14 protein-coding genes are annotated in these 12,393 nt (G+C 45.0%); 6 read left to right on the top strand and 8 right to left on the bottom strand.

Annotated elements, in window-relative coordinates; translation table 11 throughout:
* Positions 1-316: 316 nt before the first annotated feature.
* A complete protein-coding gene (locus HOL16_00695; GenBank protein MBT5389215.1) occupies positions 317-1,363 on the top strand; it encodes a SagB/ThcOx family dehydrogenase in 1,047 nt (348 codons plus the stop codon).
* Positions 1,364-1,498: 135 nt separating this feature from the next.
* The gene (locus tag HOL16_00700; GenBank protein MBT5389216.1) at positions 1,499-2,458 is read left to right on the top strand and encodes a LysR family transcriptional regulator; all 960 of its coding nucleotides are present in this window, start codon (positions 1,499-1,501) and stop codon (positions 2,456-2,458) included.
* 179 nt (positions 2,459-2,637) lie between these two features.
* Here the strand turns inward: HOL16_00700 and HOL16_00705 are convergent, their stop codons facing one another.
* The 8 genes from HOL16_00705 to HOL16_00740 are packed head-to-tail and all read right to left on the bottom strand — an operon-like array spanning position 2,638 to position 8,062.
* Positions 2,638-3,510, bottom strand: coding sequence for a hypothetical protein (locus HOL16_00705; GenBank protein ID MBT5389217.1), 873 nt, complete (start codon positions 3,508-3,510; stop codon positions 2,638-2,640).
* Positions 3,511-3,512: 2 nt separating this feature from the next.
* Positions 3,513-3,965, bottom strand: a complete 453-nt coding sequence (gene tolR / locus HOL16_00710; protein MBT5389218.1) for a protein TolR — start codon at positions 3,963-3,965, stop codon at positions 3,513-3,515.
* A gap of 2 nt (positions 3,966-3,967) precedes the next feature.
* A complete protein-coding gene (gene tolQ / locus HOL16_00715; protein MBT5389219.1) occupies positions 3,968-4,699 on the bottom strand; it encodes a protein TolQ in 732 nt (243 codons plus the stop codon).
* A 3-nt stretch (positions 4,700-4,702) separates the two neighbouring features.
* Positions 4,703-5,128: a tol-pal system-associated acyl-CoA thioesterase gene (gene ybgC / locus HOL16_00720; protein ID MBT5389220.1), complete on the bottom strand. Its 426-nt coding sequence runs from the start codon at positions 5,126-5,128 to the stop codon at positions 4,703-4,705.
* Positions 5,128-6,159, bottom strand: a complete 1,032-nt coding sequence (ruvB, locus tag HOL16_00725; GenBank protein MBT5389221.1) for a Holliday junction branch migration DNA helicase RuvB — start codon at positions 6,157-6,159, stop codon at positions 5,128-5,130. Before ruvB ends, ybgC begins: the two co-directional genes overlap by 1 nt.
* A gap of 2 nt (positions 6,160-6,161) precedes the next feature.
* Positions 6,162-6,797, bottom strand: coding sequence for a Holliday junction branch migration protein RuvA (gene ruvA, locus HOL16_00730; GenBank protein ID MBT5389222.1), 636 nt, complete (start codon positions 6,795-6,797; stop codon positions 6,162-6,164).
* Positions 6,798-6,824: 27 nt separating this feature from the next.
* Positions 6,825-7,313: a crossover junction endodeoxyribonuclease RuvC gene (gene ruvC / locus HOL16_00735; GenBank protein ID MBT5389223.1), complete on the bottom strand. Its 489-nt coding sequence runs from the start codon at positions 7,311-7,313 to the stop codon at positions 6,825-6,827.
* A complete protein-coding gene (locus HOL16_00740) occupies positions 7,313-8,062 on the bottom strand; it encodes a YebC/PmpR family DNA-binding transcriptional regulator (GenBank protein MBT5389224.1) in 750 nt (249 codons plus the stop codon). Before HOL16_00740 ends, ruvC begins: the two co-directional genes overlap by 1 nt.
* A gap of 172 nt (positions 8,063-8,234) precedes the next feature.
* On the opposite strand from HOL16_00740, the gene HOL16_00745 reads away from it, so the two are divergent.
* The 4 genes from HOL16_00745 (at position 8,235) to HOL16_00760 (ending at position 12,201) form a co-directional block, all read left to right on the top strand.
* Positions 8,235-8,792, top strand: coding sequence for an MFS transporter (locus HOL16_00745; protein ID MBT5389225.1), 558 nt, complete (start codon positions 8,235-8,237; stop codon positions 8,790-8,792).
* Entirely contained in the window at positions 8,723-9,808 is a 1,086-nt protein-coding gene (locus tag HOL16_00750) for an MFS transporter (protein MBT5389226.1), read from the top strand. The genes HOL16_00745 and HOL16_00750 overlap by 70 nt, the downstream gene beginning before the upstream one ends.
* Before the next feature lie 65 nt (positions 9,809-9,873).
* Positions 9,874-11,433, top strand: coding sequence for an MFS transporter (locus HOL16_00755; protein ID MBT5389227.1), 1,560 nt, complete (start codon positions 9,874-9,876; stop codon positions 11,431-11,433).
* Between the two features lie 381 nt (positions 11,434-11,814).
* Entirely contained in the window at positions 11,815-12,201 is a 387-nt protein-coding gene (locus tag HOL16_00760) for a hypothetical protein (GenBank protein MBT5389228.1), read from the top strand.
* Positions 12,202-12,393: the final 192 nt, after the last annotated feature.

Below are 12,393 nucleotides of genomic sequence, written 5' to 3' on the forward strand. Positions count from 1 at the left end.
TTCTGTTGTTGAGATTAGTTTGGCTTTTTATCTTTCCTTATTAAACCCCAATAACAGGAGGACCTGGTATTTTTGTCTGGTTTGTCGCTTCTTAAAGACAACAAAAATTAACTCACTCACCTAATTTTGCAATTTGCTCTTGTAAAAGAATTTTCTCCTCAAAATTGCCTCCGAATAATTAAGGAGAAGAGTTATGAAGAAAGTCGAATTGGAAAATCGTGGTGGTGTGCCTACATATATTACTTTTTTTATAAAGCAGATATGATGGCAATGTAACTAGGTCAAAAACATTGTGAAACTTTTTCGTAATCCGAACTTGTTCTGCCTATTCCGAGGAGAGGGTTGTGTTGTTTGGGATTACGGAACGCATAATCAGTATGAGCTTAACAAAGAATATTTTGATCGATTGCAGTTACGGGGTCAAAACTCGGAGTTTTGTTTTTCAAGCATAGATGAAGAATTATTAGAGGCCAATTTATTAAGTAGGCAAGAATATGAAGACAAATTGTGGGGTTGGGACCAGCTTGCTAAGATATTTCACATGGGGACAAGCGATCTCAGTTTGGCTGAGAGCTATAACAGTAATGAAGAATGGGCCCACCTCTATTTAGATCATTGTGAAAAAGTGGAAAACGATTGTGGCTCTCTTTTTGTGGAGAGAGAGGGGGAGGTAACCTCTCTTCCGGCCCCAGATTTTTCCCTATACGATGATGTTACCTTGTTAAGCGTTTTAAAAAACAGAATGACCTCTCGGTGCTTTGATGGCAAAAAGACGCCTCTAAACACCCTCAGCACTCTCCTTTTTTCCTGTTTTGGCCTGATTCACGGGCCCTGGAGTCACCTGAAGGAATTGGGGTTAAAAGAATTGGGCATTCGAAAGTCGAGCCCGTCGGGGGGAGGACTCCATCCCACGGAGGCTTATGTCCTCATTTTGAATGTGGAAGGCATAACTCCAGGGCTCTATCATTACAATGTGAAAACCCATTCTTTGACTGAGATTCAAAAAGGTACTTACGGTGATAAATTAGTAGACTTTTTGGTGGGCCAATATTTTGCAAAAGATCTTTCCTTTGGGGTATTTTTAACGGCCTATTTTGAAAAAATGTGGGGAAAATACCCCCATTCTCGGGCCTATCGCGTGGCGTTGATGGACGTGGGACATCTGTCCCAAACCTTTCAATTATGTGCCACTGGGTTGAAACTCTCCACATGGTTGACGGGGGTGTTTAAAGATACTGAAGTCTCTCAATTTTTAAAATTGGAAGGGATTCATCAGGCGCCCCTGTTCTTTGTAGGCGCGGGGACCGGAGACCCATCCCCTTTGGATCCCATAATGATCGAGGCCCTGAAAGACCGAAAATGAAGAAGACAAGAAAAAACTAATTACATTTAAGATTCAAGGAGTTCATAAAATTTTAGTAAAATTGAATTTGAAAATCTGAAAAATGTGTTACAGTTATCGGTGAAGTTTAGGTAGGCAAACATAAAGAATAGAAAAATGGATTTAGAGAAGGTTAAGGTATTTTACCGTGTAGCCCAAGAAGGGGGTATAACACGAGCGGCTGAGAAGTTAAATATTGCTCAGTCGGCGGTCAGTAGGACGATCTCCCTCCTGGAGGAAGATCTTGGGACATGTCTTTTTTCTAGACATCAAAGGGGGGTCGAACTTAGTGAATCGGGGAGAATTTTATTTTCTTCTGCACAGAACATAGTCTCGCTTGCAGATCTTGCTCGTACCGAAATAGATGACATTAAGTTTGAGGCGCGTGGTAAATTAAGTGTGGTTACGACTTCTGGTTGTGCAAATATCTGGTTGCAACAATATTTACCTGGTTTTTACAAAAAGTATAAAAACATGAGGGTAAAAATTATAGGTTGTGATACGGATATAGAAATTGAGAAAAGATCTGCTGACGTTGCTATCAGACCATTTCTTCCTCATCGTCATGATCTTATTCAACAATATCTGAAGACATGTCATTTAAAGGTGGTAGCGAGTAAGGAATACCTGTCAAAATTTGGGACTCCCAAAACATTTGAGGAACTGAACGAACATCGCATTGTGTGTTTACCACAAGAGGTGATGTTACCTTTTGGAAATGTTAATTGGTTGCTCACACTTGGTGCTAAGCCTGGAAAGGCAAGGGTTCCTTATTTTGAGGTAAACTCGTCTGTAGGATTAATTGCGGCAGCTGAAAATAATATGGGCGTTGTTGCAATGGATAGAGATTTTCTGAAATTAAAAGGTTCGCACTTAGTTGAAGTTTTCCCCGAGCATGAAGGACAAAAGGTTAATCTCTACTACATCTATCCGAGTCAGCTCAAAAATTCTAAGCGCATCACATCCTTGGGTGAGTACTTGGTAGAGCAGCTTAAGAAAGAGCCTTCATACGATCCTAGTCAGGAGATTGAGCCTGGTGAGGTGCCGAAGGAGTTTCGGGCAAAGATTAGTGCCTAGGGCGTTCGTTAGGTAAAACTTGGAGTTGATCTCCATTCTATTAACGAATCATTTCTAAAACACATCCATCACGCGTGATCCCCCAAAACTTGTTTGGAGCGTTTATTTAGTGATGTGTCCACAAGCCCCAAAACTTATGCTTTTATTTAGTGATGTATCGGATCATCTCCCGGATCACCCTAAAACATATGCTTTGGATCGAAGAGCAGCGTAAAGTTGTGCCAGGAGGCATATTTGCCTGCAGGGAGCCTGAGGGGGCTGCAGGAGGGATGACGGACAGCGCGAAGGGCTGCATCTCCGGCGACGCGGTATTGGGTGTCAGTTTGATAACGGCTCTTATCAACAATTTGGGCATCTAGGACTTTTGCTTCGGGGCTCATGATCAAGTGAATATTGACGGCAATAGTTTCTGCCCCTTTGACCCCCACGGGTGGTGTCCAGCACCGCATCAATTGCTGTTTTAAGGCATCGATCTCGCTGATGGAGATTGTGTTTCCCTTTTCAGGGGCGCGGTTAATTTGTTTTTTTTTTGCTTCCTCGGTCAGAGGCTCTTCCGTCTTTTTAAGATCCTCTACCGCCTTGATCACACTGTCAAAAGGATCGTCCTGCTTTTGCTTTAAGAACGGCTTTTCCTCCGGCTTTTTCGGTGGCTGTTTTACTTCAGGCTTTTTTTCTTTTTGAGGAGGCTTGGGCTTTGGATCAGGCTTTGTGTCTGGCCGTTCTGGTTTTTGTTGAGGAGTGGGCGTGACGTCCTTGGTGATGGGCTTTTGCTTGGGGGCAGGAGGGGGCTTAGGCTTGGGTTCGGGCTTTTTCTCTGGCTTCTTTTCAAAGACCTTTTTCTTGCGTATGGGCGGTGCCTGGGTTTTCTTGCCAATAGGAACCACTTCTACCGGAATGGGGCTATCGATGGTATCAAAGGGTGACCGAAGAGCTGGTACACCAAAAATGAGAAACGCGATAAATATAACGTGAAAGGCTCCCGAAAAAACAAATCCTCTATTCTTAATGGTCAAGGAATTTAGAAAGTTCTTAAGAGGATTCACTATGGGCATTTTTAGGAGGACTTCTTTTTTGGTGCCATGGGGATCTCGGCAAGAAGGGCCACTTTGGCAAAGCCTGCCGCACTGATGGCACCCATCACCTCCATAATATGTCCGTACTCCAGAGTCTCGTCCCCTCTAATGAAAATTTTGGTCTCCAAATTGTTTTGGGTCACCGTTGTCAGACGTGCAGAGAGATCCTCGAGGGCTGTCTCCGTTTCCTGAATGAAGATCTTTCCCTTCTTATCGATGGAAACAGTTAGCGGCTCCACCTGATCTGTGAGGCGCGCGGCATCTGTCTTGGGAAGATCTACTGGCACGCCAACCGTCATCAAGGGAGCCGTCACCATGAAAATAATAAGGAGCACCAACATAACATCCACCAGTGGCGTTACATTGATCTCGCTCATGGGAGCGAACCCCCTTTGCTTATTTCTTCTAGATTTTTGAGCCAGGGAAATTGCCATGATTAACTATCACTCTCTTCCAATTGGCGGGAAATAATTGAGCCAAACTCGCTGGAAAAAGATTCCAGCCGATTTCCATACCGGTTAATATCTGCGGAAAGTTTATTATAGGCAACAACGGCAGGAATGGCGGCGACGAGGCCGAACGCTGTTGCAAGCAGTGCCTCGGCAATACCAGGAGCCACAACGGCTAGGTTGGTGTTTTTTTGGAGTGCAATGGACTGAAAGCTATGCATGATGCCCCAGACTGTTCCAAAGAGCCCGATGAACACGGCCGTAGCGCCAATGGATGCCAAGAAACCCATGCGTCTTTCCAGGACATCTATCTCTCGCCCAACGGTTACATTCATAATGCGATCAATGCGATCCTGAATGGTGGCTCGTAAATCCGATGTGGCGGCTTTTCCTTTGGTAAGGGAGCGGCGCCACTCACGCATGGCGGCGCAAAAAACCGACTCCATAGGATTCTTGGGCTTTTGAGCAATGCGATCATAGAGATCGTCAAGGGCGCCACCAGACCAGAATAGATCTTCAAAAGTACTCGCTTGGAGAGCCAGAGTTCTTAGGCGAGAAAATTTGCTGAAAATGATGCTCCATGACCAAAAAGAGGCCAATAACAAAATCAGCATGACGATTTTCACGACGGGATCGGCTTGGGAAATCATGCCCCAGAGTGAAAAATCGATAGCAGAAGTGCCACTAAGGGCTGCGGCAGTAAGATCTGAACCTTGCATAAGTTATCCTCGTTTAAGGGGTTGTTTGAAAAGGGTTAAAATATTTTCCGGAATGCGTATGGGATGCCCATCGGTCGTGATAAATACAAGCCTTACTGACAATTGTGTCAGAAGTGTTTGATCTCGGTAAATCTGTTGATCCATCATTAGACTCGCATTTTTTATCTCATCTACTGTTGTATGGATTTCTAGCAGATCGTCAAGATGTGCTGGCTTTAAAAAATCAATATTACACGAGCGCAGGACAATAACACATTGTTGTTCTTTCATAAGGGAAGATTGCTCAAATCCCAGGGCGCGCAGGAACTCTGTCCGGGCTCGTTCCGCAAATCGAAGATAGCTCCCGTGGTAAACAATGCCGCCGGCATCTGTGTCTTCGAAATAGATTCGGACGGGAAAGCGGTGGGGGGAGAATTGTTCAGCAGGCATTAAGTGTCCTCTTGGAAAAGGTCAGATTGACCCTCCCGAGCTGGTGCCTCAAGTCCCAAGTAAGCAAATGCCTGCTGGGTCAACATGCGTCCGCGTGGGGTGCGTTGCAAAAAGCTTTCCTGAATCAGGTATGGCTCAATGACATCTTCGATCACGTCCTTTTGTTCCGACAGGGCGGCCGACAATGTTTCTAGTCCTACAGGGCCACCAGCATAAGTCTCGGCAATATAGGATAGATAGCGCCGATCCATGGCATCTAAACCTCGGCCGTCTACATCAAGATGACTCAAGGCCATATCGGCTGCTTGTTTATCTACGGGAAGGGTGCCCTTAACCGTGGCAATGTCGCGCACCCGGCGCAATAGGCGCCCCGCAATACGCGGTGTTCCCCGTGAGCGGCTGGCAATTTCATGGGAACCATCACGGGTTAATTCCAAGTCCACAAGGCTCGCTTGACGATCAACAATATGCTGCAGCTCTGGAACTTCGTAAAAATTCAGGCGTAGAGGAATGCCAAATCTCTCTCGAAGAGGGCGTGTAATAAGTCCAGATCGCGTTGTTGCGCCCACTAATGTGAACGGAGGGAGATCAATGCGAATGGAGCGCGCTGATGGGCCTTCTCCAATGATCAAGTCCAGTTGAAAGTCTTCCATGGCAGGATACAGAATTTCTTCTACAGCAGGACTCAAGCGATGGATCTCATCGATGAACAAAACATCTTTTGGTTGAAGGTTTGTCAATAAGGCCGCTAAATCCCCTGCCTTTGAAATAACAGGTCCCGAAGTGGCTCGAAACCCTACGCCCAATTCATGAGCAATGATCTGTGCCATGGTGGTTTTTCCCAAGCCAGGAGGCCCATGAAGGAGCACATGATCCATGGCATCACCTCGTCCTTTTGCGGCAGTGATAAAGACTTTGAGGTTTTCACAGGTTTGACGCTGTCCTACAAAAGACGCCAGGTCCTGTGGGCGTAGGGCATGATCGGTCTGCTCTTGAGCTGTGGGATTACGATCTACAAGGCGGTCCGGCATATTCACAGTGCGGCGCTCCCTGTGGAGAGCAATTTCAAGGCGGCGCGAATCAGTTCTTCTGCCGAGGGTTCTCCTTCATGTGATTGGAGAATTCGTGTCAAAACGTCATGGGCTTCTGCACGACGATATCCCAAATTGGTTAAGGCAGAGAGGGCTTCATCTTTGGTTCGCACAAGAGGAGATGCTGCTTCGGCGCCTCCTTTCGAAGGAAATGGAACAATGCCAGGGGCACCGAATTGGGGCACTTTATCTTTTAATTCGGTAACGATGCGCCCCGCGAGCTTGGGACCGACGCCATCGGCGCGTGTGATCATGGCTTTGTCTTCAGCCAATAGCGCATTCGTCAGGTCATTAGCAGATAAGGCACTTAGTAAGGCCAGACCAACGCGAGCGCCAACACCTTGCACGGTGGTAAGGAGTTTGAACCAGCCTTTTTCTTCCGGCGTCGCAAAGCCGAATAAGGTTAATTGTTCCGCTCGCATGATGGTTTCAACTTGAACTTCACAGGCTTCACCTACTTCAGGTAACTGGGACAGAGTCTGGTTGGAGCAAAACAGTTGATAGCCGACTCCTTGGACATCAATAATAATCGAGTCTTCCAGGCGGGTATCGATGAGGCCTTTAAGTTTTGCAATCATCGGTTTCGACCCCTCTATTTTCTAAAACTATGTTCCCCATTTGGCCCGTGTTTCCCGCATATGGTAATGACAAATGGCGACGGCGAATGCGTCGGCCGCATCGTATCGTACTTTCTCATCTAAGGGAAGGATGTGTTTTATCATTTGGGATATTTGTTCTTTAGAGGCATGGCCCGATCCTACGACGGCTTTTTTGATCTGATTAGGGGCGTATTCTGCCACTGGGAGATTGGCTTGGGCAGGGACCAGGAGGACCACGCCTCTTGCTTGGCCCAGCTTAAGGGTGGAAACGGGATTTTTGTTCACGAAAGTTTCTTCAACAGCAGCTTCGTCCGGATCATAGTCATGTATTACTTTTGTGAGGCCCTCGTGAAGAAAGGAAAGACGCTCGGCCATTGAAAGTGTTGGAGGGGGGGATACGGTTCCATGGGAGACTGGCCGAAGACGATTTCCATCACATTGAATAATGCCCCAGCCTGTTATGCGGAGACCTGGGTCCAGTCCAAGGATGCGCATTAGGAGGTAAGTTCTTTTAGCACATCGTCCGACATTTCATAATTTGCGGAGACAGTTTGGATGTCATCATTGTCTTCTAAAGCGTCAATCAGCTTTAAGAGAGTGCGTGCCGTATCCGCGTCAACTTTTATGGTGTTTTGAGGAACCCAAGAGAGGGCCGCACTTTCCGGATCTCCAAATTTTTGGGCCAAAAAGTCGCGTGTTTTGGCGAATGATTCTTTGGGGCACATTATTTCGTGACTGTCATCGGTAGAATTCACGTCTTCGGCACCCGCCTCAATGGCGGTCTCAAACATTTCATCGGCTGACGCGACTTTTGCAGGATAACGAATTTGTCCTAGGCGATCGAATCCAAAGCTCACACTATTGGTTTCACCTAAGTTTCCGTTGTGTTTGTTAAAGGCGGATCTGACTTCGGAGGCTGTTCGGTTGCGGTTATCAGTGAGACCGTCGACGATGATCGCAACACCGCCAGGCCCGTATCCTTCATAGCGAATTTCCTCAAAGATCGTATCATCATCTCCGACGGCACCACGCTTGATGGCGCGTTCCATGGTGTCTTTGGGCATATTGGAGCTGCGCGCTGTTCCAATAGCCGTTCGAAGGCGTGGGTTCGCGTCTGGATCAAGGCCTCCCTCTTTTGCAGCGACTGTTAGCTCTCGAATGATCTTTGTAAATAGCTTGGCTCGTTTGGCATCCTGAGCGCCTTTTCGATGCATGATGTTCTTAAATTGGGAATGCCCGGCCATGATATATTTTTACCCTTCGTCATTTATCACCAAAATACACGATGAATTTCTAGCATCCTTTTGGGAGGAATTGAAGGGGGGATGTAAATTCTCCCTGGCTAAGAGGAATAAACTATGATAGAAATTCATCAACAATAAGAAAAGAACCATTTACAGTTAGAAGGTACAATTTATGACACACTCGACTAACGATATGAAGCCGTGGCTGATGCTTTTGGTCGTTTCCCTTTTTGTTATAATCCTCTGTATGGATTTTACGGCTGTGAACTTGGCATTGATTGCCATTTCCGAAGATGCACAGACTGATTTGGATACCATTCAATGGTTGTTGAGTGGGTATATTCTGATGCTAAGTGCGTTCGTACTGCCAGGAGGGCGCCTTTCGGACATTTATGGCAAGCGATGTATTTTCCTTTGGGGCGCAATTATATTCAGTGTTTCTTCCCTTATTATAGGCGCCACCAACCATATTGGTGTGATCATTTTTGGCCGGTTTTTACAGGGCATTGGTTCAGCTCTCATCATTCCCAACTTATATGCTCTTACTTTTATTTCTTTTCCCAGAGAAAAGCAGGGGATGGCTATTGGAATCGTTAGTGGAGCTGCTGGCTTGGGGCTTGCGTTGGGGCCAAGCATAGGTGCGTTCATGGTGCGTTCATTATGGAGATTGCCAATTGGCGTTGGATATTTTTCATCAATATCCCCCTATCGGCAATGGTGTCGTGGGTGATTTTTGCTCTCACAAATAAGGATCCTAAGCGAGATAAAAGTAAAAAAATGGACTTAGAAGGAACAGCATATTTGGTTGTCAGCTTAGTGAGCCTAATGTTTGGGCTCAACAAATCATCTGAATGGGGAGCCACTTCTTTGACGTTTTGGAGCGTTATGGCTTTAAGCGCTGTTTCGTTTTTACTTCTTATACGGGTACAGAGAAAAAAGTCGTCTCCTCTTATTCCAATGGATCTTTTGGCCAACAAAGCCTTTTCGACGTGTTCTGCGGCCTATGTAGCCTTTTCCTACTCTTTTTCGTCGGCGCTTTTTTTATTAGGACTCTATATGCAAAGTATCCTGGAATATTCGGCCATGTACGCAGGAACTGTCTTTATAGCCATGACATTGACAATGGGAGTGCTTTCACCCTTTGGGGGGACGCTGACAGACAAAATTGGAGGGCGGGCTCCTATAGGCTGGGGGATGGCTGTGATTGCCGTTGCTTCTGTCCTGTTCTCGACTTTTTCTCCAAGTACTTCTGTTTATCAGTTGGTCGGCGTTTTGGTTTTTCTTGGCCTGGGGTTCGGAGTTGTTAACTCGGCCTTGAATACCGTGATGCTAAAGTCAGTTAAAGAAGACGAAGTCAGCACTGGCTCTGGGACATTTACAATGATAGGAACCTTTGCAAATTCCCTCGGCGTTGTGATAAGTACGGAGTTATTGTTGAGTTGGGGTAAAAAGGATGTATTTTCAGCCATTCAATCCAGTGGCCTTTCTCTTTCATGGGATCAGCTGAAAATTGTTGAATCGGTCATGTCTAGCACCCACTATGACATCAAAAAATTATCAGAGTTTTCACCAGAGATATTTACACAACTTATGACGCATATAAATGCGTCATTTGTCAGTGCCATGGGCAGTACAATGCTGGTTTGTGCTTTTCTGTCATCCATCGGGACTCTGATTGTCTTTAAGGGGCTAAAAAAACAGAAAAATTCAAACAAATTACATGCACAGAAGGCGAATTCTCTCTAGAAGTTTCATAGGTGTTATGATAATTGTTTCAATAATTAAATAATTTAATACGGGCAAGGCGATAAATGACAGAATCTATTACGGAAGGAATTCCCCCAAGGAGTTGGATAATTTTGGGAGTGGTTGCGTTTTTGGTAGTCATTTTAAACTTTGACTTCACCTCCGTTAATCTTGCGCTCGTTACTATTTCGCAAGCGACTCACTCTGATTTAGACACGATTCAGTGGATGCTAAGTGGCTATGTTCTTATGTTGAGCGCCTTTGTCATACCAGCGGGCCGTCTATCGGATATCTATGGAAAAAGAAACGTTTTTTTCTGGGGAGCTTTCTTTTTTGCAGGATCTTCTTTTTTGATTGGTGTGACTGATAATATTTGGATCGCTATTCTGGGCCGGTTTTTTCAGGGACTGGGGGCTGCTTTGTTTGTCCCCACTATTTATGCCATGGTTTTTATGGCTTTTCCCATAGCTAAGCGGGGAATGGCAATTGGCCTGGTTGCTGCGGCTGCTGGCTTAGGATTAGCCCTTGGCCCGACCATTGGGGCGTTTATTATAGAAGTTTCTAGTTGGCGGTGGATCTTTTTCATCAACCTACCCTTATGTGCTATTGCAGCGACGGTGTTATATTCTGTGACCGAAAAAGAACAAAAGCCGGAGACGCGAGAAAAGCTGGATATTCCAGGAATGTTTTTACTTGTTGTCTCTCTTATCGTGATAATGTTTGGGTTGAACAAATCATCGGACTGGGGGATCGCATCTGCTCCCTTTGTGGGTGTCATAGCGGCGGGTGCTTTTCTGATATTTCTCTTTGTTCGAAATCAACAAAAGCAAAAATCTCCGCTGCTTCCTTTAGATTTATTACGCAATAAGTCATTCTTGATTTGTATATCCCTCTATATTTCCTTCCAATACATATTTTCGACCTCCCTCTTCATTTCGGGCCTTTATATGCAAAGTATATTGAACTATACCCCTGCTTATGCTGGAACGGTGTTTATGGCCATGACCTTGTCTATGGGAGCCCTGTCGCCTTTTGGGGGGACGATGACCGATAAGTGGGGAGGGCGTTTACCCATTACCTTGGGCATGTGTCTCCTATGTATTGCGAGTATTTTCTTTGCACGTTTAACTTCCTACAGTTCGGTTCTGAATATGGTTAGTGTCTTGATTCCTTTGGGGGTTGGGTTAGGCCTGTGCATCTCCTCTATTAACGCAATTATGTTAAAGTCTGTGAAGAAAGATGAGCTTAGCACGGCCTCTGGCGCTTTTTGTGGAATTGGAATGTTTGCAAACGCTTTGTCGGTGGTTCTGAACACGGAAATATTAATTTGGTTAGGAAAGAGTAATGTTTTTGCTCTGATCCAAAAAAGTGGTCTTGCTTTATCGGTGGCTCAAAAACAGATTGTGGCTTCGTTAATGTCTAGCACTCACTATGAGCTCTCTCGGATCGCCAAATTTTCACCGGACATTTTGTCACAGTTGATGATTTATATTGATGAATCATTTGTTGGGGCCATGTCCGTGGTTATGACCATTACAGCTTCGATTGCTGCCATTGCTGCCTTCATTGCTGCTAGAAAGCTTAAATCGATTAAGGAAATACAGTCTATTGCAAAAGCCGCCTAGGGGGCTTGCGTTTTAGTTTTCTTTTTTGTCCCCAATAGGAGCAAATGAATTTGTCCTTGTAAATTCGAATTGTGAATTCGAGATTACAAGGAAGAATTCTAAGTTTTTAAGGGGATGTATAAGGCGAAAAATGACTAACCTATTGGATAGAAAAGATTTTCTTGAGAGAATTGAAAAAAATTTTAAGATACATCCTATCACGGCTTTGTTAGGACCTCGTCAGTGTGGAAAGACGACCCTTGCTCTCTAAGGAGGAAAATACAGATTTTACGAGATGAATCCATTGGACGGCTCGTGACGCCTTTGTTAAAATCACAGGTGTAAGCAGTGAAATACTATTCTAGAGTTGGCAACGAGCTAAACGAACAAGGGGAGGCCTTCATGAAAGACAAATTGCCTATAAAGTTATCTGTAATGTTTTTGGCTATGGCGTTTCTTACGCAGGCATGTACAGCGCCTCCTGATAAGAAGGAAGTAAAGTCTCATGCCAAAGAGGAAGCGAGTTGGACCACTTGCCAGCCAGTCTTCAAAGAATTGTGTGGATACAAACATACGGTGTCAACTTTATCGCGGCGATATCCGGGAAAAATGCCAGACAGTAAACAGAAATTAATTGAGCAAGCACTTAGTGAAATTCAACACTTTAACACGAAGAGCAAATTCCACGCTGCATGTATGAGCTTACAGTCGGGAAGAAAATTTCAAAACTCTGAGTGGAAATTGAAAAATATATGTAAGGATATTACTAAAGGGAGAAGACCGGACTAAAGTGTATAGAAGCACGGTCAGTGAGAAAATTTCGCGTCAAATGTGGCCTCATACCCAAAATCCGCGATAGGAAGTTACATTTCTCCTTCAAGTTCAAGGGGACGCAGTTTTTTCGATCGAGCGCGAGTTTTTTTAGGTGTTAAATTTTTAAATCAGCAATAATTGACCCAAAGCGCTAAAAGTTACTCTAAA

This window comes from Alphaproteobacteria bacterium, assembly GCA_018662925.1.
Lineage (GTDB): Bacteria > Pseudomonadota > Alphaproteobacteria > 16-39-46 > JABJFC01 > JABJFC01.

Coding starts and splice junctions, on each gene's coding strand:
- HOL16_00700 (MBT5389216.1), top strand. CDS start 1,499: ATGGATTTAGAGAAGGTTAAGGTATTTTACCGTGTAGCCCAAGAAGGG.
- HOL16_00705 (MBT5389217.1), bottom strand. CDS start 3,510: ATGCCCATAGTGAATCCTCTTAAGAACTTTCTAAATTCCTTGACCATT.
- tolR (MBT5389218.1), bottom strand. CDS start 3,965: ATGGCAATTTCCCTGGCTCAAAAATCTAGAAGAAATAAGCAAAGGGGG.
- tolQ (MBT5389219.1), bottom strand. CDS start 4,699: ATGCAAGGTTCAGATCTTACTGCCGCAGCCCTTAGTGGCACTTCTGCT.
- ybgC (MBT5389220.1), bottom strand. CDS start 5,128: ATGCCTGCTGAACAATTCTCCCCCCACCGCTTTCCCGTCCGAATCTAT.
- ruvB (MBT5389221.1), bottom strand. CDS start 6,159: ATGCCGGACCGCCTTGTAGATCGTAATCCCACAGCTCAAGAGCAGACC.
- ruvA (MBT5389222.1), bottom strand. CDS start 6,797: ATGATTGCAAAACTTAAAGGCCTCATCGATACCCGCCTGGAAGACTCG.
- ruvC (MBT5389223.1), bottom strand. CDS start 7,313: ATGCGCATCCTTGGACTGGACCCAGGTCTCCGCATAACAGGCTGGGGC.
- HOL16_00740 (MBT5389224.1), bottom strand. CDS start 8,062: ATGGCCGGGCATTCCCAATTTAAGAACATCATGCATCGAAAAGGCGCT.
- HOL16_00745 (MBT5389225.1), top strand. CDS start 8,235: ATGACACACTCGACTAACGATATGAAGCCGTGGCTGATGCTTTTGGTC.
- HOL16_00750 (MBT5389226.1), top strand. CDS start 8,723: ATGGAGATTGCCAATTGGCGTTGGATATTTTTCATCAATATCCCCCTA.
- HOL16_00755 (MBT5389227.1), top strand. CDS start 9,874: ATGACAGAATCTATTACGGAAGGAATTCCCCCAAGGAGTTGGATAATT.
- HOL16_00760 (MBT5389228.1), top strand. CDS start 11,815: ATGAAAGACAAATTGCCTATAAAGTTATCTGTAATGTTTTTGGCTATG.